General features: G+C 66.9%; 21 protein-coding genes. 8 read left to right on the top strand and 13 right to left on the bottom strand.

All coding sequences use genetic code 11. The annotated features are described in order from the left end of the window. Positions 1–228, bottom strand: a 228-nt coding sequence (locus D9X30_RS14495; protein ID WP_153947640.1) for a transposase, incomplete at its 3' end; no start/stop codon positions are given. A 210-nt stretch (positions 229–438) separates the two neighbouring features. Beyond that, positions 439–2343, bottom strand: coding sequence for a PAS domain-containing hybrid sensor histidine kinase/response regulator (locus D9X30_RS14490; RefSeq protein WP_228771118.1), 1905 nt, complete (start codon positions 2341–2343; stop codon positions 439–441). A 322-nt stretch (positions 2344–2665) separates the two neighbouring features. Between D9X30_RS14490 and D9X30_RS14485 the strand changes: the two genes are divergently transcribed. After that, complete coding sequence (locus D9X30_RS14485; protein WP_153950131.1) at positions 2666–3817, top strand: Rieske 2Fe-2S domain-containing protein; 1152 nt, start codon at positions 2666–2668, stop codon at positions 3815–3817. A gap of 83 nt (positions 3818–3900) precedes the next feature. Here D9X30_RS14485 and D9X30_RS14480 read toward each other — a convergent pair whose 3' ends face one another. After that, complete coding sequence (locus D9X30_RS14480; protein WP_153950132.1) at positions 3901–4980, bottom strand: alkene reductase; 1080 nt, start codon at positions 4978–4980, stop codon at positions 3901–3903. Positions 4981–5112: 132 nt separating this feature from the next. Here D9X30_RS14480 and D9X30_RS14475 point away from each other — a divergent pair, with 132 nt between their 5' ends. After that, positions 5113–6693, top strand: a complete 1581-nt coding sequence (locus D9X30_RS14475) for a phospholipase D family protein (protein WP_153950133.1) — start codon at positions 5113–5115, stop codon at positions 6691–6693. Positions 6694–6723: 30 nt separating this feature from the next. Here the strand turns inward: D9X30_RS14475 and D9X30_RS14470 are convergent, their stop codons facing one another. The 7 genes from D9X30_RS14470 to D9X30_RS14440 are packed head-to-tail and all read right to left on the bottom strand — an operon-like array spanning position 6724 to position 14075. Next, a complete protein-coding gene (locus tag D9X30_RS14470) occupies positions 6724–7791 on the bottom strand; it encodes a 2-aminoethylphosphonate aminotransferase (protein ID WP_153950134.1) in 1068 nt (355 codons plus the stop codon). A 35-nt stretch (positions 7792–7826) separates the two neighbouring features. Next, positions 7827–9014, bottom strand: a complete 1188-nt coding sequence (gene aepY / locus D9X30_RS14465; protein ID WP_153950135.1) for a phosphonopyruvate decarboxylase — start codon at positions 9012–9014, stop codon at positions 7827–7829. Continuing rightward, the gene (aepX, locus tag D9X30_RS14460) at positions 9011–10717 is read right to left on the bottom strand and encodes a phosphoenolpyruvate mutase (protein WP_153950136.1); all 1707 of its coding nucleotides are present in this window, start codon (positions 10715–10717) and stop codon (positions 9011–9013) included. Before aepX ends, aepY begins: the two co-directional genes overlap by 4 nt. Next, positions 10714–11469, bottom strand: a complete 756-nt coding sequence (locus D9X30_RS14455; RefSeq protein WP_153950137.1) for a phosphocholine cytidylyltransferase family protein — start codon at positions 11467–11469, stop codon at positions 10714–10716. The genes aepX and D9X30_RS14455 overlap by 4 nt, the downstream gene beginning before the upstream one ends. A 34-nt stretch (positions 11470–11503) precedes the next feature. Then, a complete protein-coding gene (locus tag D9X30_RS14450) occupies positions 11504–12556 on the bottom strand; it encodes a lysylphosphatidylglycerol synthase domain-containing protein (RefSeq protein WP_249640969.1) in 1053 nt (350 codons plus the stop codon). An 8-nt stretch (positions 12557–12564) separates the two neighbouring features. Then, entirely contained in the window at positions 12565–13386 is an 822-nt protein-coding gene (locus D9X30_RS14445; RefSeq protein WP_153950138.1) for a HalD/BesD family halogenase, read from the bottom strand. Between the two features lie 8 nt (positions 13387–13394). Beyond that, positions 13395–14075, bottom strand: coding sequence for a CDP-alcohol phosphatidyltransferase family protein (locus D9X30_RS14440; RefSeq protein WP_153950139.1), 681 nt, complete (start codon positions 14073–14075; stop codon positions 13395–13397). Positions 14076–14310: 235 nt separating this feature from the next. On the opposite strand from D9X30_RS14440, the gene D9X30_RS14435 reads away from it, so the two are divergent. From D9X30_RS14435 to D9X30_RS14420, 4 genes are all read left to right on the top strand, one after another. Continuing rightward, complete coding sequence (locus D9X30_RS14435; protein WP_092595571.1) at positions 14311–14685, top strand: ArsR/SmtB family transcription factor; 375 nt, start codon at positions 14311–14313, stop codon at positions 14683–14685. Continuing rightward, positions 14651–15622, top strand: a complete 972-nt coding sequence (locus D9X30_RS14430) for an SRPBCC family protein (protein ID WP_153950140.1) — start codon at positions 14651–14653, stop codon at positions 15620–15622. Before D9X30_RS14435 ends, D9X30_RS14430 begins: the two co-directional genes overlap by 35 nt. 280 nt (positions 15623–15902) lie before the next feature. After that, positions 15903–17918: an alkaline phosphatase D family protein gene (locus tag D9X30_RS14425; RefSeq protein ID WP_153950141.1), complete on the top strand. Its 2016-nt coding sequence runs from the start codon at positions 15903–15905 to the stop codon at positions 17916–17918. Positions 17919–18120: 202 nt separating this feature from the next. Further along, complete coding sequence (locus tag D9X30_RS14420; protein ID WP_153950142.1) at positions 18121–18702, top strand: J domain-containing protein; 582 nt, start codon at positions 18121–18123, stop codon at positions 18700–18702. A gap of 87 nt (positions 18703–18789) precedes the next feature. On the opposite strand, the gene D9X30_RS14415 is transcribed toward D9X30_RS14420, so the two are convergent. Both D9X30_RS14415 and D9X30_RS14410 read right to left on the bottom strand, forming a co-directional pair. Further along, positions 18790–19092: a hypothetical protein gene (locus tag D9X30_RS14415; protein WP_153950143.1), complete on the bottom strand. Its 303-nt coding sequence runs from the start codon at positions 19090–19092 to the stop codon at positions 18790–18792. A 158-nt stretch (positions 19093–19250) separates the two neighbouring features. Next, positions 19251–21167 (bottom strand): FUSC family protein, encoded by a 1917-nt coding sequence (locus D9X30_RS14410; protein ID WP_153950144.1) that lies wholly within the window; start codon positions 21165–21167, stop codon positions 19251–19253. A gap of 124 nt (positions 21168–21291) precedes the next feature. On the opposite strand from D9X30_RS14410, the gene D9X30_RS14405 reads away from it, so the two are divergent. After that, positions 21292–22182, top strand: coding sequence for a LysR family transcriptional regulator (locus D9X30_RS14405; RefSeq protein WP_153950145.1), 891 nt, complete (start codon positions 21292–21294; stop codon positions 22180–22182). A 79-nt stretch (positions 22183–22261) separates the two neighbouring features. Then, positions 22262–23206, top strand: a complete 945-nt coding sequence (locus D9X30_RS14400) for a YihY/virulence factor BrkB family protein (RefSeq protein WP_228771119.1) — start codon at positions 22262–22264, stop codon at positions 23204–23206. A 35-nt stretch (positions 23207–23241) separates the two neighbouring features. Here D9X30_RS14400 and D9X30_RS14395 read toward each other — a convergent pair whose 3' ends face one another. Continuing rightward, on the bottom strand, positions 23242–24408 hold the full coding sequence (locus D9X30_RS14395) for an ABC transporter permease (RefSeq protein ID WP_153950146.1): 1167 nt from the start codon (positions 24406–24408) through the stop codon (positions 23242–23244). Between the last annotated feature and the right edge of the window lie 3 nt (positions 24409–24411).

The raw sequence follows: 24411 nt of genomic DNA, 5'->3' as shown, positions 1-24411 counted from the left end.
GTTTTCCTCTTCGAGCTGGCGAATGCGCTGCTGCTCAGGCGTCAGCGGCTTGCCCACTCCCTTGCCGCCAGCCACTTCAAGGTCATACTGGACCAGCCAGCGCCGTAGGGCAGTCTCCCCAATCGCCATCGTGTGGCAAACCTCAGCGACCGATAGGCCCTGATCCCGGACCATCCGGACTACCTCCAGCTTGAAGGCGGCGTCAAACTTGCGGCGTTGCTTTGTCATGTCGTCTTTCCTCGTCGATCGTGATTTTCCACCTATCGACCTGTCTGAGGAAATTGGACCACTACAGTCTCCCCTCTCCCATTTATGGGAGAGGGGTCGGGGGAGAGGGGTCGGGGGAGAGGGGTCGGGGGAGAGGGCAGGCATTACAACCCGCGAGTGCCCCGAATTGAACCGCCTCGCCCGGGCAGCAAACCGTTGCTGCGCGGCGCGTCAGTCTCCGGCAATCACCTTCAGCAGGACGTCGAGTTCCACCGGCTTGACCAGATGCACATCGAAGCCCGCGGCGGCGGTCTGATCCCGGTCCGACGCCTGGCCGAAGCCGGTCAACGCCACGTAGCGCGTGCCGGACAGCGCCGGCATGCCGCGCAGCGCGTGGATGACCGCGAAACCGTCCATGCCGGGCATGGCCAGGTCGATCAGCGCCACGTCGGGCCGTACCCGCGCGGCGGCGTGGATGGCCTCCATGCCGTCGTAGGCAATGGTCACCTGGTGGCCCGACATTTCCAGCAGGATCGACATGCTGTCGGCCGCGTCCCGGTTGTCGTCCACCAGCAGCACGCGGCGCCCGTGGCCGCCGCCATGGCCGGGGCCGTCGTCGCTCCGGGGCGTTTCGGCCGCAGGCGCCAGCGGCAGCTGCACGGTGAACGTGGCGCCCAGCCCTGGGCCTTCGCTGGTGGCGGCAATCGATCCGCCATGCATTTCCACCAGCGAGCGGCACAGCGACAGGCCGATGCCCAGCCCGCCCTGCGCGCTGCTGCCGGGCCGGTCTTCCTGGGCGAACAGGTTGAAGATCGATTCCAGCGATTCGCGCGCGATGCCCCGGCCGTGGTCGATGACCTGGATCACCAGCGTGCGGTGGCGCACCGACGCCGAGATGGCGATCTGCGCGCCCGGCGACGAGAATTTCGATGCATTGAGCAGCAGGTTCTGCATGACCTGGCTCAGCCGGGTACGGTCGGCGTACAGCGGCAGCGGCACGGTGTCGGCGGTCACGGTCACGGTCTGTGCCTTGGCCGCCAGGGCCGGATCGGCGGCCTCGATACCCAGGGCGATGATGTCCCTGGCGTCAACGGGCTCCAGCCGCAGGTCGATCTTGCCGGCGGCGATGCGGCCCACGTCAAGCAGGTCGTCCACCAGCCGCGTCAGGTGCGACATCTGACGCTCGACCAGGCCCACGCTCTTATGCATGGCCTGCGGGTCCTCCGGGCGCATCTGCATGACGGTCAGCGCGTTGCGGATGGGCGCCAGCGGGTTGCGCAGTTCATGGGAAAGAGTCGCCAGGAATTCGTTCATGCGTCGTTCCGATTGCTCCAGTTCCTCAAGCCGCTTGCGCTCGCTCATGTCGCGCGTGACCTTGGCAAAGCCGCGCAGGGCGCGCGAATCGTCGTAGACCGCCGTGATGGTCACGCTGGCCCAGAACAGCGAGCCGTCCTTGCGCACGCGCCAGCCTTCATCCTCCACGCGGCCCTTCTCGCGGGCGATGAGCAGCTCGCGGCCGGGCTTGTCCGCGGCCACGTCGTCGTGCGGGTAGAACACCGAGAAGTGCTTGCCGAGGATTTCGTCGCGGCGATAGCCCTTGATGTACGACGCGCCGGCGTTCCAGCTGATGACATGCCCGGAAGGGTCCAGCATGAAGATCGCGTAGTCCTTGACGCTGTCGACCAGCAGCCGGAGGGTTTCCTCGCTCTGGCGCAGCGCCTCGGCGGTGGCGCGCTGCGCGGTCATGTCGCGCGTGACCTTGCCGAAGCCGGTCAGCTTGCCCTGATCGTCGTACAGGGCGGTGATGATCACGTTGGCCCAGAACTGCGTGCCGTCCTTGCGCACGCGCCAGCCTTCGTCCTCGAAGCGGCCCAGCCGTGCGGCGGCTTCCAGCTCCGTGTCTGGCCAGTGGCGCGCCTTGGCTTCTTCGGTATAGAAGCGCGAAAAATGCTGGCCGATGATTTCGTCGCGGCTATAGCCCTTGATGCGGGCGGCGCCGGCATTCCAGCTCATGACGTGTCCGGTGGCGTCGAGCCGGAAGATGGCGTAGTCGGAGATCGACTCGACCAGGAGGCGGTAGGAGGCGTCGTCGCCGATGTCGCGGGGCGGCACCGGATCGGGGGCGGAACGGGACATGATCTGGGGGTCTTGCATGTCTCTGGTTTGATCGTCTGAAAGGATAACCCGAGACAGGCCGTTCGCTCGAAGGCGCCGCAAATGTGTTGCAAATCAGCCGTCTGGGGCGTGGACCGCATGCTTCTCACCCTTTCGACGGGTGACGTGCGCCCGGGCCGACCGGCCGTCGAAGGGCTGGCGCGAGTGGGCCGCCAGTCGGATAAAAGCTGACAGACCGGACGCCGCCGTTGGGTTAGACTCGAAAAATTCCTGCCCCGATGTCTCCCGCCGCGCCATGGCAGGCGCCGGAGATCGAGTGCCTGGACCCAAGGAGACGTCCCGCATGTATGCAGAGTCTGCGCTAGACCGCCGTACCCCCGATCACGGCTCCGACCCGGCCGCAGCCGGCTCCGCGTCGGCCGTGCCCCCTGCGTTGCCCGAAGCGCCGCCGCGCGACCTGCGCCGTGTCCCCATCCATCCCGATTTCTGGTATCCGCTGGCCTGGTCGCGCGAGGTCAAGGCGGGCCGCGCCCATGGCGTGACATTCGCCGGCGACCCCATCGTGCTGGTGCGCACGGCCACCGGCAAGGTGTTCGCGCTGGAAGACCGCTGCGCGCACCGTCAGGTGCCGCTGCATGCCGGCGTGGTGGACGGCGAGTCGATCCGCTGCTGCTACCACGGCTGGACCTACGACTGCACCGGCCGCTGCATCGACGTGCCGTACCTGGGCAAGGAACGCCTGCCCAACGGCGTGCGCGCCTACCCGTGCCAGGAGCGGGCCGGGCTGATCTTCGTGTTTCCGGGCGATCCGGGGCTGGCCGAGCAGAAACCGCTGCCAGAGTTCGCGTCGGTGTCGGACCCCAAGTACAAGACGCGCCGCCTGGGCCGCGCCGTCAACTGCCACTATTCGTTCATGCACGAGAACCTGATGGACATGAACCATCAGTTCCTGCACCGCAAGCAGATGGGCATGATGCGGGCGCGCTCGCTGGGCCGGCGCCGTGGCGACGATTTTGTCGAGGTGGACTATGTGTTCGAGCGCGAGGGCGGCAAGCAGCCGGTGGGCGAGGCGCTGGTCTTCGGCAAGGACGGCGGGCAGAACAACAAGGACGTGATGACGGTGCGCACCGGCTATCCGTACCAGACGCTGCAGATCCGTTCGGGGTCTGGCACGCTGGTCATGGACCTGTGGATCGTCTACGTGCCGCTGGACGCCGCGCAGCGCACCAATCGCACGTTCGGCATGCTGTCGATCCGCCGGCCCGGCATTCCGCTGCTGCTGGATGCCGCGTGGCCGCTGCTGGTGTGGTTCACCGAGCGGATCTTCAAGGAAGACCGCGAGATCGTGGAGATGGAGCAGGCGGCCCACGACCGCCAGGGCGAGGACTGGAACCACGAGGTGTTTCCGGTCATCAAGGAACTGCGCGATCTGCTGCGCCAGTGCGGCGCGCGCACGGTGATCCCCATCCACCCCGTACCGGCCGGGCCGGGCTGAGCCAAGCCAAGCCGCCTGTTCCGGGCGCCCGGGATGCCCCGGGCCGGCCGGAATGCCGGGGCGTCCGGGACAGCCGGCCAAAGTCAGGCCTGGACGGCCTGGGACAGCGTCGGATAGTCGGTGTAGCCCTGGGCCGGCTCGCCCGCGCTGCCATACAGCGTGGCGGGGTCCACCGCGTTCAGCGCGGCACGCCGCTTCAGGCGATCCACCAGATCCGGGTTGGCGATATAGGCGCGGCCAAATGCCACCGCATCGGCGTCGCCACTTGCCAGCACCGCCTGGGCGGCATCCTGGTCGAACCCGTCATTGGCGATGATCGCGCCGCCAAACGCCTGTTTGATCTGCGGCAGCAGCGCACCTTCCCCCTGCGTTTCGCGCACGAACAGGAAGCCTAGCCCACGCTGGCCCAGCGCCTTGGCCACGTAGCCGAACGTTTGCGCCGGCTGGGTCTCGCTCATCGAATGGCTCGGCGAACGCGGGGCCAGGTGCACGCCCACGCGGCTGGGGTTCCAGACCGCCGTCACGGCGTCTGCCACTTCCAGCAGGATGCGGGCGCGGTTTTCGACCGATCCGCCATAGGCATCGGTGCGGACATTGCTGCCGTCTTGCAGGAACTGGTCCAGCAGGTAGCCGTTGGCGGCGTGGATCGTCACGCCGTCGAAGCCGGCGGCCTTGGCATTGGCCGCGGCACGCCCGAAATCGGCCACGACATCGGCGATTTCCGCCACGGTCAGCGCGCGCGGCACCACGAACGGACGCTGCGGGCGCAGCAGGCTGACGTTGCCGCCGGCCGCGATGGCGCTGGGCGCCACCGGGGTACGGCCATCGAGCAGGCTCGGGTCCGAAATGCGGCCGACGTGCCACAGCTGGGCCACGATTCGGCCGCCGGCACGGTGTACGGCATCGGTCACCTGTTTCCAGCCGGCAACCTGCTCGTCGGACCACAAGCCCGGCACGTTCGGGTAGCCCACGCCATCGGGCGACACGGGCACGCCTTCGGAAATCAGCAGGCCGGCGCTGGCGCGCTGGGCGTAGTACTCCGCCATCAGCGCGTTGGGAACATGTACCGGATCGGCGGCGCGCAGACGCGTCAGCGGAGCCATCACGATACGGTTGGGCAGGTGCAGGTCACCAATCTGGAGCGGATCGAAAAGGGTAGTCATATGCTTATGCGGCTGGGCTATAAAGCTTTCAAAATGAAAGTATCGAAAGCATAGCAGCGCGCGGTAAGATCGCTATCGTTGTTTCCGTACATGTCCGTTGTTCATGCTGGAACAATCAGGGGAGGGGGCACGATGCATGTCACGCAGGCTGCGCTCAGGCAGGTGAGTCGACCGCTGATGGTGATGCTGGCGCTACTGATGGGCGCCTGCGCCGGGTTGCCGCAACGACCGCCGCTGGCGCCCGAGATGGCACTGCAGGACACCAGCGACACCATGCTGGCGCGCGGCATGGCGCCCAGGCTGGCGCAGCATCCGGGCCAGTCGGCCTTCTATCCGCTGCTGTCCGGGACCGATGCCCTGGCGATGCGGATCGCCCTTGCGCGCACCGCGCAACGCAGCCTCGACGTCCAGTACTACATTTTCGATGCCGACAACACCGGCCTGACGCTGCTGGCCGAGATCATGGCCGCGGCCGACCGGGGCGTGCGCGTGCGGGTGCTGCTGGACGATATCCACCTGGCACGGCAGGACCACGCGCTGTCGGCCGTGGACGCCCATCCCAACGTCGAAGTGCGGGTATTCAACCCGTTCGCCAGCCGCAATGTGCGGCTGTTCGAGTACGTGACCGACTTCCGGCGCATCAATCGCCGCATGCACAACAAGTCGCTGACGGCCGACAACCAGCTGACCATCGTGGGCGGGCGCAATATCGGCGACCAGTACTATGGCGCGGCCGAGACCGATTTCACCGATCTCGACCTGCTGGCCGCCGGGCCGGTAGTGCCCGAGGTGTCGGCCGTGTTCGACGACTTCTGGAACAGCGAGGCCGTGTATCCGCTATCGGCGATGGCCAAGCCGCTGAGCGGCGACGACGCGGCCACCCAGCAGCAGAAGTTGCGCACCTACCTGGACGAGCACGCCGTGAACATGCGGGCCACGCCGTACGGGCAGTCTCTGCTGGAAACCGGCATCGTGCAGCTGTTGCGCGACAACAAGCTGCCCGAGTACTGGGGCCAGGCCACCGTGATTGCCGACCGTGCGGCCAAGGTGCTGCTGCCACCCGAGGACGACTCCACCCATGCGATTCCGAAGCTGGTGAAATTCCTGGAAGGCGCGCAACACGACCTGACGCTGATTTCGCCATACTTCGTGCCGCCGGACGCGGCCATGACCTGGCTGACCGACATGCAGAAGCGCGGCGTGCAGGTGCGCATCCTGACCAATTCCTACGGCGCCACCGATGTGTCCGCGGTCCATGCCGGCTATGCGCCAAGGCGCAAGGCGCTGCTCAAGGCCGGCGTCATCCTGTACGAGCTGAAACCGACCGCCTATGCCGAGATGGCCAGGCAGAAGCGACACCGGGGCCCGGGCGGAAGCAGCCGCGCCAGCCTGCACGCCAAGACCTATATGGTCGATCGCCACGAACTGTTTATCGGATCGCTGAACCTGGACCCGCGCTCGGCACGGCTCAACACGGAGATGGGCATCGTCGTCGACAGCAAGGAACTCTGCGACATGCTGTCCCAGGGCGTTGACGATGCGATGCTGGACGCGGCGTACCAGGTCGTGCTGAGCGACGACGGAGAATCGCTGCAGTGGGTGACGCGCGAGGGCGGGGCGGTGCGCACCTACACCAGCGAACCGGACATGAACGGGTGGGACAAGTTCAAGCAGGGCGTGCTGCGGCTGCTGCCGGTGGAAGAGCAGCTTTGAATCGCCCCTCTCCCATTCGCCCGTCGACCCTCAACGATGCAGCAGTTCGCGGAAGCCGGCGATCAGCCGGTGCATGTCGGCCGCCTTCAGCGCGCCCATGGTCGAGATCCGGAACAGTTGCGAAGACAGGCCGCCCTGGCCGGCATAGATGACGAAGCCGCGCGCCTTGAGGCCGTCGTGCAGTTGCTCGTACGTGACGCCTTGCGGCAGCTTGTACGCGCGCAGCACCACCGACGATTGCGCTGCCGGCCACAAGGCCTCGATGCCCAGCGCCGCCAGCCCGCTGCGCACTTCCTCGGCCAGCGCGGCATAGCGTTGGTGGCGCGCTTGCCAGCCGCCTTCGTCGCTGTGCTCGCGCAGCGCCTCGACCAGCGCATAGAACGCATGGACGGACGGCGTGAACGGCGTGTTGCGCTGGTCCTGCTGCTTCGCGTACCGGGCGATATCGAGGTAGTAGGTGCGGCTTACCGCATGGGCCAGCGCCGCGCGACGCACGATCACGAACGCCGCGCCGGGCACGCCGTGCAGGCACTTGTTGGCGGTGGCCGCCACGGCGTCGATATTGCCGCTGAAGTCGATCGCCTCGGCGCCGAAGCTGCTGACCGTATCGGCCAGCAGGCGCACGCCGCGCGCCTGACACAGCGCGTCGATGGCCGGCAGGTCGTTCAGGCGGCCCGTGGTGGTCTCATGATGGATCACGGCCAGGTGGGTGATGGCCTTGTCAGCCGCCAGCGCCGCGTCGATGCGGGCCAGGTCCGGGGCTTCCATCCACTCGTGCTTCACCACCGTGTGCGGGATCTGGTACTGCGTGGCGATCTGCGCGATGCGCTCGCCATAGACGCCGTTCTGCACGATCAGCAGCTTGCCTTGCGCCGGAACCAGCCCGGCGATCATGCTTTCCAGCGCCGCCGTGCCGGAACCGGTCATCAGCACCGCCGTCCAGGCGGCGGGGTCGAGCCCGTAGATGTCCAGCAGCCGTTGGCGCGCTTCGTCCTGCAGGTCGAAGAACTCGCTTTCACGGTGGCACAGGTCTGTTTGCAGCAGGCTCTTGCGGACACGTTCGGACAGCGTTACCGGGCCGGGATTCAGAAGCAGCATGTGTTCTCTCAAGCGGGTTGGAGTCAGGCGTGGGATCAGGCGTGGCTGGCGTTGCCCTGGTCGGCGCCAATCTGGCGGCCCAGGCGCGTGGACACCTGCACGGGCGTCACCGACGGGCGCGGCAGGTCGTCCGGCGAGCCGGGGCGGGTCTGCAGGCACACAAAGTTCGGGCCCGCCGTGGCCGTGGCCGCACGGGCCAGCACGGCGTCCAGCATGGCCAGGTTATCGCCCTCGATGGCTGACGCGTAGCCACACGCCGCCGCTACACCGGCAAACGACACGTTGTGCGACACCGTGGCCTGTCCGCCCGTGGAATCGTGGGCATTGTTGTCCAGCAGCACGTGCGTGAGGTTGGCCGGGCCATAGGCGCCCAGCGTGGCAAACACGCCCATGCGCATCAGCGCGGCGCCGTCGCCATCGACCGCCACCACCTTCAGGTCAGGGCGTGCGAGGGCCAGGCCGAGCGCGAACGGCGTCAGGCAGCCCATCGATCCCACCATGTAGAGCTGGTTCGGCCGGTCGTCCAGCGCGTAAAGCTCGCGGCCGCAAAAGCCGGTCGATGCCAGTACCACGGTCGAATCGACCGGCGTATGGGCAATCACGCGCCGCAGCGCGTCCGTGCGGCTCGGCAGCGTGGCCGCGCCGGTGCGGGACACTTCCGGCAGCGCCCTGTCACGTGCGATGGGGCCCTTCTGCGACTTGAGCGGGTAGGGCGCGACGCTGCCCTTCTGCATGATCAGCGCGTACGGGCGGCCCGTGGCGTCCATATGGGCGATGGCCCGATCCAGTGCCGGGCCTACGGCCTGCGGCTCGGTGGGGAACAGTTCCCACGGGATGTCCATCGTGTCGAGCATCTGCGGCGTCACCGGACCCATCAGCGCGTGCTGCGGTTCGTCCGCCGCGCCGCCGGGCTGGCCGCGCCACGTGACGATCAGCAGCTGCGGCAGGCGGAACGTCCAGGTCAGCGACGTAAGCGGGCTCACCGCGTTGCCGAGGCCCGAATTCTGCATCATCGTGATGCCGCGCACGCCATCGCGCGCCCCCTGCGTCACCCCGGCGATGAACGCCACGGCGTCGCCTTCGTTGGCGGCCGACACGTAGTGCAGCGACGGGTCCTGCACCACGTAGTTGATGAACGGCGTCAGGTACGAGCAGGGCACGCCCGCATACCACTCGAAGCCGCGCTCGCGCGCGGCTTCCACGAACTGGGCCGCCTCGATCATTGAGCGGCCTCGCCGTTGCCCACCGCGAACGGCGTCTGGCCGTGCGCGAAATCGCCGGCGCGGCGGAAGTCTTCCAGGTCGTTCACGCCACGCCAGTGGCCGTGCACGTACTTGACCTCCACCTGTTCGCCGGCGGCGACCAGCGCGTTGAGCAGGTCGGGCAGGTCGAGCTTGTCGAAGTCCGGGCGCTGGCGCAGTTCGCCCAGCAGCGTCTGCAGGCGCGCGCGGCCTTCGCCACGCACGTTCATCAGGCCGATCCAGCGGCCGTGCGGGGCGTCGCCGGCCGGCACGTCATCCGAGATCTTCTTGAGCAGCACCTTCTGGCCGAACAGGTCGCGGTCGTCCGATGCCGAGCACCAGGCAAAGTCACGCACGCTCTGGTTGGACGGCGCCGATTCCGACGAATCGATCACCACGCTGAACGGCGCATCGGTGTCCACCAGGTCGCGCAGGATATAGCTGCGGAACAGCAGGTCGCCATAGGCGATCACGGTGTCGTTCTGCAGCGTGTCGGCGGCGGCCGCCAGTGACGCCAGCTCGCCGGTTTCGGCATAGCGGTCGTTGCGCACCAGGTTGATGCCGGCCGCGTCGATGGCCTCGGCCTTGTAGCCGCCCACCACCGTGATGTCGTTGATGCCCTGGTTCTTGAAGCCGTCCACCAGCCAGCGCAGCAGCGGCTTGCCGGCCACCGGCAGCATGACCTTGGGCTTGTCCTCGGTCAGCGCCTCGAGGCCCTTGCCCCGGCCTGCGGCCAGCACCACGGCCGAGCCCGGCGCCTGGCCGCCGGTCAGGTAGATCTTCTCGGCGGCCGAGTATTCGTCGGCATCCTGCAGGCGGAAGATCTCGTTGACGGTGGCGATGCGGTCTTCCACATTGACCAGCGTCTGGTTCTCGTAGATGTCCTTCGCCACGGCCTGCATGCCCGATGCGGCCACGCGGATCAGGTGGTTGGCCCAGATGATCAGGCTGATGCCAGCCTTGCGGAACACGTCGGTCGGCGTGCTGTAGTACTTGGTCGGCACGATCACCAGCGGGGCGCGGTTGCCCCATTCGCGGGCGAACGTCACGATCTCGTCGGCCTTCGACAGCTTGCTGTGGATCAGGATGGCGTCCGCACCAGCCTGGCGGTAGGCCTCGGCACGGCGCAGCGCCTCTTCCATGCCCCAGCCGGCGATCAGGGCTTCCACGCGGGCCACGATCGAGAAGTTGTCGTCGGCCTGCGAATCCTTGCCGGCCTTGATCTTGCCGCAGAACTCGTCGATATCGGCCAGCGGCTGCTGCTCGCCGCCGATGAAGCTGTTGGTCTTCGGGAAGATCTTGTCCTCGATGCAGACCCCGGCAATGCCGCGCTGCTCCAGCTTGCGTACCAGGCGGCGCACGTTGTTGAAGTTGCCGTAGCCGGTGTCGCCATCCAGCAGGATGGGCAGGTCGCTGGCGTCGGCCATGAACTCCAGGTTGTCCACCACCTGGGTCCAGCTGGCCTCGTTGTTGTCGCGCACGCCGAACTGGGCCGAAATGGCCAGGCCGGACGCCCAGATGCCCTTGAAGCCGGCCTCGCGCACGATCCGTGCGGACAGGCCGTTATGGGCTTCCATGATGAATTCGAGCTCGTTCGAGAGCAGCATCTGGCGCAGTCGCGCGGCGCGCGACAGGGGCACCGAAGTACCGGAGTTGGCGAGCAGGTTCGGGTCGATGGCGTTCATTGGGCGATTCCTACAGGCAGAAGTTGGGGCAGGACTTCCACGGCTGCGCGCGAGACGTCGCCGGGAAAATCGATTTCGATCCACGGGGCGCCGGTCACGTCGGCAGTGTCGAATACGTGGGACTGTTCCAGCAGCAGGTCGCGCACGGCTTCCTCGTGCGGCATGTTGGCGCGGCCCGAGTCGACGTATCCCTTGACGATCTCGGCCAGGCGGCGTGCGCAGTCTTCCTTGAAGCGGAAGAAGCCCACCGACTCGCCAATGGTGTCGTACTGCAGGTCGGCCATGAGCTGCTTGCGCAGTTCCACGGGCACGCCGTCCTTCAGGCACAGCTTCACGGGCTCGTCGCCGGCTTCGAAGTCGCGGTCGATCAGCAGGCGGTTCACGGTGTCGCCGGCCACCAGCTTGGCCATGATGCGCTCGTCGTAGAGCACGTCGGCGTCCATCAGCAGCACATCGCCGCCGCGCGTCATGGCGTCGGCCACGGTATGCACGGTCAGCACGCTGCCCAGGTCGTAGCGCGTGTTGATCACGATTTCGAGGTCGCGGCCGATACGGGCCAGCTCTTCCTTGACCTGGTCCGGCTCGAAGCCGAGCGCCAGCACCACTTCGGTCACGCCGGCCGCATCGAGCAGGCGCAGGTGACGTTCGAGCAGCGTGAGCCCGTCAAAGCGCAACAGGCATTTCGGGAACTGCTTGCCCGGCTGTTGCTGAAGTCGCAGGCCAAGGCCCGCGGCAAGAATGATTGCTCGCATCACGTTGTTCTCATGAGAAATGAATGTGGCCGCGCTAGCCCCGGTCAGCCGCCAGGGCGTGCGCGGCGCGACGGCGCTGGAACTTCCGTTCGCTGAAATGCAGATACACCAGTCCGGGAATGCCGAGCACCAGCTCGCGCACGCGCTTGGCCAGCGACAGCGCTAGCGCGGCGTCGGGCGGCAGGCCCACCAGCGGTGCCAGCAGCAGGTATCCGCCTTCCTGCGCACCGAGCGAGCCCGGAATGGCAAACGCGGCACCCCGGATGGCCTGGCCCACGCTTTCGAGCAGCAACGCCTCGTGCCAGTCCACCGGATGTCCCAGGAAATGAAGAATCAGCCAGACCTCGCCGGTGCCGGCGATCCAGCCCAGCAGGTTAAGCCCGAAGCTGGCCGCAACCTTCTTGCGGTCGCGATACAGTTCCCGAATCGCACTGTCCACGGCGTCGGCACGCAGGGCCAGCCCGGCCCAGCGGCCCGGCCTGGCGTCGCTGCCGTCGTTGGCTGCGGCTTCCGTCGCATCGGCGCGCTTGCCGAACAGTTTCTGCCCGATGCGCATCATGCGGCCGAACATCCCGCGCCGCTGCAGCACGCAGAACGCCAGCACGCAGGCGCCCAGCACCACGGTCACGGCGATGATCGGGGTACGGTACTCGGACATGTCGCCGTTGGCGCCGAACACGGCAATGCCCAGCAGCGCGAACAGCATCTGCGACAGCGCCTGGGTGGTGGTGCTGACGGTGATGGCGGCCGCCGCGTCGCGCATGCGCGCGCCGCGCTGCGACAGGTAGCGCACCATCAGCACCGGCCCGCCGATCTGGCCGGCCGGCAGCAGGCTGTTGACCGATTCGCCGGTCCAGCGCGCCTTGAGCGCGCTGCAGAACGACCCGTGGCGGGTCTTGCGGTCCATCAGCACGGCAATGGCGCCGGCATCGAGCGCCAGCGGCACCAGATGGAACGCGGCCACCACGGCCAGGCCCCAGCCGGCCGACATCAGCGTGGTGGTCACCGCGCCAAAGCCCTGCCAGGCCAGCAGCCCCACGAACAGCGCCGCGCCTACCGACAGAAAAATGAAAGCTGCACGATTCACGCTGCCAATTACCTCGCTGACTTCCCGCCCAGCAGGCGCCGGAACACCTGGCGGAACCCGAAGTACGCCACGGCGTCCTTCATGTTCGAGATGAAGCGCAGCCACGGGCGCATGCCCGGATCGGTCACATATTCGAAGGTCAGCGACACGCGGATCTCGTTCGGGCCGGCCGGCGTGATGCGGTGGCGCAGCTTGTCGCCGTCGAACAGCACGATGCCGCCCGGCGGAATCTGCACCGAACCCGGTTCGTCCGCGATGTCGGGGTTGCGCGTGTGGAGTTCGTAGTCGAGCCGGCAGGTCGATTCGTCCAGCACGCCGATCAGCAGCGTGTAGCGGCGGCCGTCGTAATAGGACGTGTCGTAGTGCCAGCCGATGTGGTCGCCCTGGCGCGTGTAGTAATAGAGCGCGTAGGCGTGCGGATCGGTTTCCGGGCAGACCTGGAGCTTGTCGCCGGTCACGGCTTCCAGCCAGCCGATCAGCGCCTTCGAACGATACAGCTCCGCAATGAACGGGGCCTTTTCGTCGATCGTGTGGCGGCTGACGCTGCCGCCCTGCTTGTGGCCGGGCAGGTAGTTGCGGTTCAGGTCGGACTGCAGCGCGCGGGCCAGCGTCACCAGCTGGGCGGTCTCGTCCGGCCCCAGGAACTTGTCCAGGTACAGGAACGCGCCCTGGCCTTCGAAGTCCTGGCGCAGGGCGGGGGTGTCCAGTTGCGACACCACGCCGGCCACGGCGGCGTCCGGGCGGCGCGTGGCCGGACGTCCGGCCACGGGTTCGGCTTCGCGCGCCAACTGCGGGGCGATGGCGATGTCGCCGGTAACTTGCTCTGGCATGGGCTGCCTCAGTGTTCGGTGGAGGTTGCGACTGGCTGGGGGCGCCGCATGACTCGCCAGTAATCGATGATGACCAACAGGGCAAAAAGCGGGGCGCCGATCGAGGCGGCGGTCAGGAAGGGACCGATACCGTCCGTCAGCGTCACCAGCGGCAGCAGGTACAGCACGTCTTCGGTCTCGAATCCGCCCGCCGATGCCTGTTTGGTACCACTTTTGCCAACCCGCGATTCTATACGCATGCGCAGGAAGAAGATCAGCGCCACGGCAAGGCCGGCGATCGTGCCGCGCAGCACCGGCCCGAAAACCTCGGACGTGCCGCCGGGCGCGGTCGTATTGGCCACGGCCATGCCAAAGCTGACAAACAGCAGCACCGTGATCAGCGCATCGCTGGCCAGGTCGTAAAAGTGACCGATCTTGCTCGATTTGCCGCTAATGCGGGCCAACTCACCGTCGGTGTGATCGACGAAGTTGGAAATGACGACAAGCAGCGCGCCCCAGTTGCTCCACGCGTAGCCGCCCTGCGCAATGCAGGCGATGCCGGCGACGCCGATCAGCAGCCGCAGCGTGGTCAGGTGGTTCGGGGAGACACGGGTGTTCTTGAGGGGCCGCACCAGATGGCGGGCAAGGCGGGCATCCCAGGTGGACGGCAAGGGCGGTTCATCCGGGTATTTAGGGGATTTCTGGTTCATCCGTCAAAACTGATCTGGAGGGGCGGCTCCGGCACTTCGGCGCGCCAGGCGATGCGGAACACTACGCCTACGACGCCCGAAAGACAAGTTCACGAGAATACGCCCTTTCCCGCACCCCTGCAGCAGGAGCGGTCAAGGGGGGGCGCCATGACCGGCCGCGCGCGCACCAACACACCACGTAAGATCGATCACTAAAGTCCTTGCTTAACTATCGCAAGTCTCTATACTAAAGGACATGCTTAACTATTCCGATCCTCTCGACGCCACGTTCCAGGCCCTGGCCGACACCACGCGGCGCACGATGCTTGTGCAACTGGCGCGCGGACCGCTGTCGGTCTCGGACCTGGCCAAGCCGCTGGCGATGTCGTTGCCGGCGGTGATGCAGCACCTGTCGGTGCTGGAACAGGCCGGGCTCGTCAGTACCGAGAAGGTCGGTCGGGTACGCACCTGCCGCATGGCGCCCAATGCGCTGAGCGAGGCAGAGCAGTGGATCAGCGCCCGCCGCGCCGAATGGGAAGGCCATTTCGACCGCCTGGGCGAATACCTGGAAACCATGAAAAAGGAGGCAGCATCCGATGGCACCCGCGACCGCAACCGCAACGAAGACTGATACGCCGCAGCACGCCCAGCACCGGCTGACCGTATCGCGCGCCTTCAACGCCCCGCGCGACCTTGTTTTCAAGGCCTGGAGCACGGCCGATCACCTGAAGCACTGGTTCTGCCCACAAGGCTTCACCGTGCCCGCCTGCGAGGTCGAGTTTCATCCGGGCGGCAAGTTCGACCTGTGCATGCGCTCGCAGGGCGGCGAATTCGAGCACTGGATCCGGGGCCACTTTGTCGAGGTCATGCCGCACGCGCGGCTGGTGATCGACATGACCGTGGTCACCGTCGATGGCAAGCCGCTGTTCAATGCCCTGACGACAGTCGGCTTCGAAACCGTCTGCGGCGGCACCGAGATGAGCGTGACGCAGGACTACACCTTGCTCGATCCGTCGGCCGGCGACTTCACCCGTGGCGCCGAGGCCGGCTGGAAGCAGACGCTGGACCGTCTGGAGCAGGAAGTGGCCCGTATCGTCGCCGAAGCGCCAGCGCGCTCTGTGGCGCACGGCACCTTCTCGATTTCGCGCACGTTCGATGCCCCGCCGGCGCTCCTGTTCCGCGCGCTCAGCGACCCGGCGGCCAAGGCCCAGTGGTTCCGCGGCGGGCCGGGCTACCAGACCGTGTCGCGTGCCATGGACGTGCGGCCCGGCGGCCGCGAGCATCTGCAGGGCAAATGGGAAAACGGCCTGGTGTCGACGTTCGACGCGGTCTATTTCGACGTGATTCCGAACGAGCGGCTGGTGTACAGCTACGAGATGCACATGGGCGACCGCAAGATCTCGGTGTCGCTGGCCGTATTCGAGCTGAAAGCCGTGGGGCAGGGCACGCAACTGACCCTGACCGAGCATGGCGCATTCCTGGACGGCTATGACGATGCGGGCTCGCGCGAACACGGCTCGCGGCTGCTGCTCGATGCCATCGGTGAATGGGTGGGGCAGGCGCGCTGAAACGCCGGGCGCCAGGCCAATCGTTGGCCCCCGAGAGATGCCCTGGCCCGGCGCGCACGCGTCGGGCGCCCGCCGGGGCCGGACTTAAGCATCGGCTTACCTGGGCCATGCGTGCCCCAAGTCATCTTTTCACCGATACGGTTGTCCGCGATTTGCTGACGGCGCATCGCACGCCCCCGCACTAGTATCCAGATGCGACCTGCCACGCGAGACAGCCCCGATGCGACTTGCGTGGCATCCCGTCCCTGGCTGTCCGTGTCCCCTCATACAGGAACCAGTCATGGACCGTCGTCATTTTCTCAAGCTGGGAGGTTTTCTTACCGTTTCCGTTGCCGCTGGTGGGCTTGCCGCCTGCGGCGGTGGCGGAGGCGGGGACGAACAACCGCCCGATACCGGCAATCCCGAAAACTTCAATTTCGTCCACGGCGTGGCCTCGGGCGATCCGCGACCGGACAGCGTGATCGTGTGGACACGCGTCGAGGGCAGCAACGGCAAACGGCCTGTGGTGGTGCGGCTGCAGGTGTCCACGCAGGCGGATTTTCCGCCGCAGAGCCTGCTTGTGAACCAGCCCCTGATGGCACGCCCCGAATGGGACTATACGATCCGCAACAAGGTCACGGGGCTGACGGCCGGTACGCGGTACTACTACCGCTTCCTGCTCGGCAACCGGGCCAGCACCGTTGGCCGCACCCGCACGGCGGCGCCGGCCGGCACCGCGCTGGCGCAGCTGCACTTTGCCTTCGTGAGCTGCCAGGACTGGAACGTCAACCACTGGGCCGGCATGGAAGAGTTGGCGCAGCAGGATCTGGACTTCATCGTCCACGTGGGCGACTACGTCTACGAAGCGGTGCCCGACGGCTCGCGCGCCGGCAACGTCGAGGACCGGCACACCGCGCTGAAGTTACCCAACGGCACGGTCCTGCCCGATGGCAGTGTCTATGCCACCACGCTCGACGACTATCGCTACCTGTACCGCAGCTATCGGAACGATGCCCGGCTGCAGGCACTGCACGCGGCGGCGCCGATGATCGCGATCTGGGATGACCACGAATTTTCCGACAACTGCTGGCAGGACCGCCAGACCTACGCCGCCGATGACGACCTCACGCCGCGTACCGCGCGCCGGCGTGCCGCCAACCAGGCCTGGTTCGAATACATGCCGGCCGATGTCAGCTTCGATCCGGCCAATCCGTCGTTCCAGGACATCCAGATCTACCGCTCGTTCACGTTTGGCAATCTGGCCACGCTGATGATGACGGACGAACGCCTGTACCGTGCGGACCATGTCATTACCGAGGAATCGGTGGGCAGCGCGGTCGGCAGCCGGTACCTGGTGGCGGCCGACAAGCTGGCCGCGGCCGAAGCCGCCAAGATCTCGGCCGCTGGTGGGGCGCTGACACCCGTGTCGATGCTGGGTGACACGCAGCGCGCCTGGTGGCAGGACCGTGTTGGCGGCGCCAACACCACCTGGAAGCTCTGGGGCAACGAGCTGGCGATGCTGCGGATGCAGGTGGATATCACACAAGCCATATCGACCCTGATCGCACGGGCGCTCGTATCGTCCAACGGCGCGCTGGCCTCGGTCGAAAACGCGCTGGCCACGGCGCTGGCCAGCGATCTCGCGGCGGCGCGAACGGCTGGCACCTATGCGGGCCTGGCCTATACGGCGTTGCGCAACGTCCTGTCGCAGGCCGGCATCAACACGGCCACCTTCGATGCGAACGTCAAGCCATTCGTCGAATCGCGCCTGCCGCCCGTTTCGCTGCTGGGCAAGATGATTTTCAATGCCGACCAGTGGGACGGCTTCAACGCCGAGCGCAAGAACCTGATGGCGTTCCTGAAGACCCACAACGTGCGCAACGTCGTGACGCTGAGCGGCGACATCCACGCGTTCTTTGCCGGCCAGGTGATGGACGACTACGACGCCGCCAGCCCTGCGCCCGTCATGGTGGATCTGGTCACTGCCGGGCTGTCGAGCAACACGTTGCTCAGTTCCGTGCGCAAGCTCGTCGATAACGACCAGGCGTTCGCGGCCCTGCGCGATTTGATCTACAGCAATGTGGGCGGCACGGTGACCGACACCCTGGACAGCACGCTGCGCACGTTCAACCCGTGGCTACGGCATGTGAACACCAACGCGGAGGGGTACGCAGTCGTGACCCTGACGCCCGACAAGCTCACTTGCACATTCCACGTGATGCAGCGGCTTTCGGGGGGCACGGCACCGTCGCCGGCGACGGCAAGCACCAAGGTGCTGGAGGTTGCGGCGAATACGGCGGACGTAAGCGTGCTCTAACGCCTCGGTGGCGGGACGGGGCAGGCTGCCCTGCCTTCGCCCCGCGCTGGGCGGTCGCAATTTCTTCAGTTTCGTAAAACCAAGATGCAGCCGGCGCCGGAAAGTGGATGATTCGGCGCAGGCCAAAGCTGGCGGAAATTGGCGTCCCGACGCCGTGCTAGCATGACCGCGTTTGCCGTTGCCGCCATACCCGCCCATCCCCATGACTACGCTCTACGCGACGCTTGGCGTCGAGTCCGACGCCACCCTCGAAGAGATCAAGCGCGCCTATCGCCGCGCCGCCATGAAGTGGCATCCGGACCGCAATCCGGGTCGCGAGGCGGAGGCCCATGCCGCGTTCCAGCAGATTCGCGACGCCTATTCGATCTTGTCCGATGCCGAGCAGCGGCAGGTCTACGACGAGGTCTTCGAACGGGAAATGCGCCGCTGGGAGGCCGAGCACGCCGAGCAAGCGGCCCAGGAGCAGGAAGCCCAGGAAGCCGCGCGGCGCGTCGCGCAGGAACACTACGAGAAGATGGTCGCCATCGCCATGCGCTTTGCCGACGACGGCCACGGCCGCGACGTGCTGTTTGGCGTGTTGCTGGGCCGGGACTGCGAGCCGGACCTCGCCGGCCGCATCGCCGACAGCGTCTGGGCCCTGCACGAGTCGCGCAAGGCGGCGGTCGAGCCCGACGCCACCGACGCCACCGAGGCCGCCCCGCAGCCGGCGGCCGATACGGCCCGCGCGCACAAGCCCGCCAGCGCGTTCGAATCGTTCTGGGAAGGCCTGTTCAGGTTCCGCTGAACCTAAAAAAAACCGCGTCCCGAAGGACGCGGTACAAAGTCTCATCTCGCTGAGAACAAAGCAGAAAAGAAGCAGGTCGCAGGCCGATCAGGCGTTGTGGGCCGGCGGCGCCGACACGCCGGTGCGGTCGCGTCCGGCGACGGTGCGGGCGCCGTCGGTGTACGGGTCGGGCTTGCGCGTGCCATAGGCGCCCTGGCTGTAGACATCGCGCTTTTCCAGGACATTGGCGCCTTCGGTAAAGACGTCGCGAGGGCCGTTGTGCATCGTGTAGCCGTAGCGGTCGGCATCGACGCCGCGGTCTTGCATGCCGTGGCCCGATTGCGCGGCAGCCAGCGTGCAGGCGCAGAGCATCGTGGTGGCAAGCAGGGATTTGATTGTGTTGTTGTGCATCTCTTGTCTTCAACTGATTGGGGGACGGTGCGTCGGCGGGGGTGGGGAGGACGCGCCGTCCGGAACGCCTTGTGAGCGATGTCGCACCGGAGTGGTGCGGCACGGGACGAAGTGTAGGTCGCCCAGTGCATTCCTGTGATGATTTAAAAAATCAATTGTCAGTCGGTTTTTTCATGTGTGCGCAACGTGACGCCAAGCACCACGAGCGCGCACTGAACGTCGGCGGCCAGGGCGCGATCCTGCAGCGCGGCCAGCGGCCCGAGCGACGCTTCGATCCACGGATGCAGGGTATTTGGCACTGCAACGCCGTGGCCGGACCGGATCTGCGCCCGGAAATGCCGCGCCACGATACCCAGCACGCGACGCACCGGCTTGCGGGCCGCGCCGGGCAGCGACGGCAGCGCGCGCTGCAGCGTCACCGTGCAGTAGCCGATCTGCAGTTCGGTAAAGCCATCCGAAGCCAGGCGGCCACCGCCCGCGCCGAGCCGTGGCATCAGTTGCCCCAGGCGGTCCAGCATCCGCGCACCCACGCGGGTGTGGGCGTCGGCGCCTCGCCAGGTGGCCGCCCGCGCCAGATCCTGCCAGCTTGCGCGGATCAGCCGCTGCGCCGCCACGTGCGCGCCGAACGGCCGCGCGAGCATGGCCCACAGCGGCGCGAACAGCATCGCGCCGGCATTTGCCAGGCTGGTATTGAACAGGCCGATGAAGTTGGCGTCATAGACGGCCTGCACGTTGGCAAATGACGCGGTATTGACCGACAGCAGCATGGCGATCAGGTTGAAGCCGGGGCGCTGGATCAGCAGCCCAATGCCCAGGTACGGCACCGACAGCATGCCGGCCAGGGTCTCGAACGTCTGCGCATGCGGCACCACCATGAACAGGTAGAACGACGAGATCAGCAGGCAAATCGCGGCCCAGCGGATGAACGATCGCGCCACGGGGCGCGGCTCGTCGATGGTGGCGAAAAAGCAGCAGGCGATGGCAGACACCGCCACCGGCCCGCCGCCATCTTCCCAGCCGGAGAAGATCCACAGCAGGCCGGCGCAGAACACGGCCAGCCCGGCCGATACCGCGCCGAAGACCAGCATGGCGTGGTCGTGGTGGAGCGTGTCGCCTTCGGGTTCGGGTTCGGGTCCGCGCCCGGCGTCTCCGCCAGCCGTGCTGGCGCGCGATGGATGGCCCGGCGGCGTGTCTGGCCGGTCTACGATGCGCTGCCGCAGGTCGGCGCAGACGCCCATCAACACCGCGTGGCGGGTTTGCAGCAGGGCGGCCGCCTGTTCCAGCGCCGCGCGCGGCAGGCGGGGCGCCCGGGCATCCGGCGTTTCGCGCAGCGCCTGCAGCACGCTTTCCAGGCTGGACAATACTGGCATCAGCCGCGACATGCGGCCACGCAGCGCGCGTGCGTGATCCACGGCCTGCCGGCTCTCGATATCGAACGACAAATGGACGATCAGCTGGTCCAGCGCCAGCATATCGGCCGCCAGGCGGTGCCTGCTGGCGGCGGCGCGCGGGTTGGCGGCAACGATATCGCTGGCCCAGGCCGCCGCATCGTCCAGCCAGATGCGCGCCCGTTCGCGCAGCGCGGGCGCCACCTTGGCAGGAAACACGATGGCGCCGACCAGGCTCGCGCAAACGATGCCGATCACGATCTCCTCGATCCGCGCCACGGCGATATCGAAGATGTCGGCCGGCTGCATGACGGCGGGCAGCGCGACGATCGGCAAGGTATAGGCCGCCAGCAGGAACACATAGCTGCGCGGCGTACGCTGCAGCAGCGACAGGTAGACCAGCACCATGATCCACAGCGCGATGGCGCCCATCAGCACGATCGGCATGCTCACCAGTTGCGGTACGGTGATCACGGCCGCCATCGCGCCAAGCATCGTGCCGGCCACGCGATAGGCGGCCTTGGAGCGCGTGGCGCCCGTGAGCGGGTTCGACACGAAATAGACCGTGGCCATGGCCCAGTACGGGCGCGGCAGGCCGAACGACAGGGCGATGTAGAGCGCCAGCATCGCGGCAGCGAATGCCTTCAGCGAAAACAGCCACTGTCGGGCATGCGGCCAGCTAGCCATGATGGGGATGCACCGGGGGTCCGGCAATTGGGGGCGTAGGACGGGCAGTGTAGTCGGCCGGCAAAGATTCCATCCATGATTTAAAATTCGCGCCTTCAGTCGGAATATTCATGAAAGGCCTGACATGCCCATCGACATCCGCGCGCTGCGTTATTTCGTGGAGACCGCGCGCCTGAAAAGCTTCACCCAGGCGGCATCGTCGCTCTACGTCACGCAATCGACCATCAGCAAGATGGTCAAGCAACTGGAGGACGAGGTCGGCCAGCCGCTGCTGATTCGGGAGGGCAAGTCGGTGCGGCTGACCGACGTGGGCCGGGTGGTGTACGACCGGGGCCAGGAGGCGCTGGGGGTGGTGCATCGGCTCACGCTCGAAGTGGCGGATCTGTCATCGCTGGGGCGCGGTCAGCTGACCGTGGGCATCCCGCCGATGGTCAACCTGTTCTTCTCGCCAGCCGTCAGTGCGTTTCGCAAGCGATATCCCAACCTGCAACTGACCCTGTCCGAGCACGGGGGCCAGGTCGTCGAACAACAAGTGGCGAATGGTGAACTTGAAGTGGGCGCCACGGTGCTGCCCGGCGATACCGGCCTGGCGCTGGAGACGCGCCAGTTCGCAAAATATCCCATCTGGGCCGTCGGCCCGCATCGCGCTGCCTGGGCCAGCAGCCGTACGGTGACGCTGGAGGCGCTGCGCGACGAGCCGCTGGTGATGCTGACCGACGACTTCTCGCTGACGCGCAAGTTGCGGCAGGCGTTTCTGGAAGCCCGCATCGAGCCGCAAGTGGTGGCGCAAAGCGGCCACTGGGACTTCCTGGCATCGATGGCCGCCGCCGGCCTGGGCACGACCTTCCTGCCCGAGCCGCTGCTCAAGCGGCTGGAGACCCGCGACAAACTCGCCGTGGCCCGCCTGACCGAACCCACAATGGACTGGGCCCTGGCCCATATCTGGTCGCCGGGACGCTACCTGTCCCACGCTGCCCGGGCGTGGCTGCAGGTCTGCGAGGAGGTGATGGGGTAGGCCGCTGGCGCCGGTTCCTGTCAGACCCCGACCGATACCTGGCCTGCCGCCCAGCCTCTAGGCTTCAGTCAGGAGCCGCATGGGAGTCCTGACGATGCAGCAGAAGGTGGCGGAAAGACGATCGGTCCGGAGCTTTGCGCGATTGCTGCGCGATACCGTCTCGGCATGGCTGGACGACTATGCGCCCAGCATGGGCGCGGCGCTCGCGTACTACACGGTTTTTTCCGTGGCGCCGCTGCTGCTGATCGTGATTGCCATTGCCGGGCTGGTGTATGGCGACGAGGCGGCGCGCGGCGCGGTGGTCGAGCAGATTGGCGGCCTGGTGGGCGTGGAGGGCGCCAAGGCCATCGAAAGCATGCTGATCTCGCTCAGTTCGCCCGCCAAGGGATCGCTCACGGCGGTGCTGAGTACCGTCACGCTGTTCGTCGGCGCCACCACGGTCTTTGCCGAACTGCAGGATGCCCTGGACCGTATCTGGCGCGTGCCCGAGCGCAAGAAGCCTTCCGGCATCTGGGAACTGCTGCGCGCGCGGGTGCTGTCGTTCGGCATGATCCTGGGCATCGGCTTTCTGCTGATCGTCTCGCTGGTGGCCAGCGCGGCGCTGGCGGCCATCGGCCGGTACTGGACGCCGATGCTGGGCGAGGGCGAGCTGCTGGGGCATCTGCTCGACATGAGTCTGAGCTTTGTGCTGGTGACCGTGGTATTCGCGATGATCTACAAGATCATGCCGCACGCGGCCGTGAAATGGCCCGATGTCTGGCTGGGTGCCGTGGTCACGTCGGTGCTGTTCACGGTGGGCAAGCTGCTGATCGGCCTGTATATCGGCAAGACGGGCGTGGCCACCGGCTACGGCGCGGCCGGGTCGCTGGTGGTGGTGCTGGTCTGGGTGTACTACTCCGCGCAAATCTTCCTGCTGGGGGCGGAATTCACGTGGCTCTATGCCAACCGCTTCGGGTCCCTGCGCGCCAAACCGGAATCGCGCGAGCGTCAGGCCCCCAGGCGGCACGGCGAGGCGCCGCCCTGAATCGCTTCGGAAGGGGGGCTGGTAGGCAGCGCGGCTTACCGGGCCCGCAGCGCGTCCACGATATTGAGCCGCGACGCCCGCAGCGCCGGCAGGAATCCGCCAATCAGGCCCATCGCCATCGAGAACAGCAGCGTCTTGACGATGATGGCCGGCGTCAGCACAAAGCGGAACGACAGGTCGGCAAAGGTCTGGAAGTTGGTGGTGGAAAACGATGCGAACTGCATCAGCGACGCGCAGAGCAGGCCGGCGATGCCGCCCACCAGCCCCAGCAGCACCGCCTCGATCAGGAAGGCCATCAGCACGTTGGCGCGCTGGAAGCCCAGCGCGCGCAGCGTGCCGATCTCGCCCACGCGGTTGGCCACCGATGCGTACATCGTGATCATGGCGCCGATCATGGCCGCCACCGAAAAGATGGTCGTCAGCGTGATCCCCAGGATATTGATGAACGCCGACAGCGCCTTGGACTGGTCGCTGTAGAACTGCTGCTCGCGCTTGGCCTCGTTGGCCAGGCGCGGGTCGACGTCGATGTCGGCGCGGAACTTGTCGAAGGCGTCGGTGTTGGCCAGCCGCAGCACCATCGACGAATAGCTGGCGCGGCGGAACGACTGCATGAGCTGGTCCACATCGCCCCAGATCTCGGAATCGAAACCGCTGCCGCCGGCATCGAAATGGCCCACCACGGTCCAGTCGCGCTGGGCAAAGCGCAGGTGATCGCCAATGCGCACGTTGCCGTAGCCCTTGGCGATGCTGCTGCCGACGATGATCTCCGACGACCCCGGCTTGAATACGCGCCCCTCGGTCAGCCGCACCTGGGGCCGCAGCGGCACGCCCAGCGGGGATACGCCCCGGATCACCACGTTCGACGGCGTGGTGTAGCCGGTCTTGGTCAGCGAAATCAGCACCACGGCTTCGCGCGAGGCCATCGGGCGGCCTTCGGGCGTCATGGCGATGGACGGATACATCTCCAGGGCGGCGGCCTGGTCGCGCGTGATCGCGCTCTGGATCTCGGTCTCGGCGCCCTTGCGGATCACCACCACGTTGTCGCGCTCGCCCGTGGTCACCAGCGTCTGCTTCAGCCCGGCATCGAGCATCAGCATCGTCGCGAACACAAAGACCACCAGCGCCAGGCCGCCCGCCGTCAGCGCCGTGGTCAGGCGCCGGGCCCAGACATTGCGGGCGATGTAATGGAGCGGGATGACCATCGG

It is taken from the genome of Cupriavidus sp. U2 (genome assembly GCF_009663685.2).
GTDB classification, from domain to species: Bacteria; Pseudomonadota; Gammaproteobacteria; order Burkholderiales; family Burkholderiaceae; genus Cupriavidus; species Cupriavidus necator_C.
The sequence above is the reverse complement of the archived record's forward strand: the minus strand, read 5'-3'. Positions and strand labels throughout refer to the sequence as shown.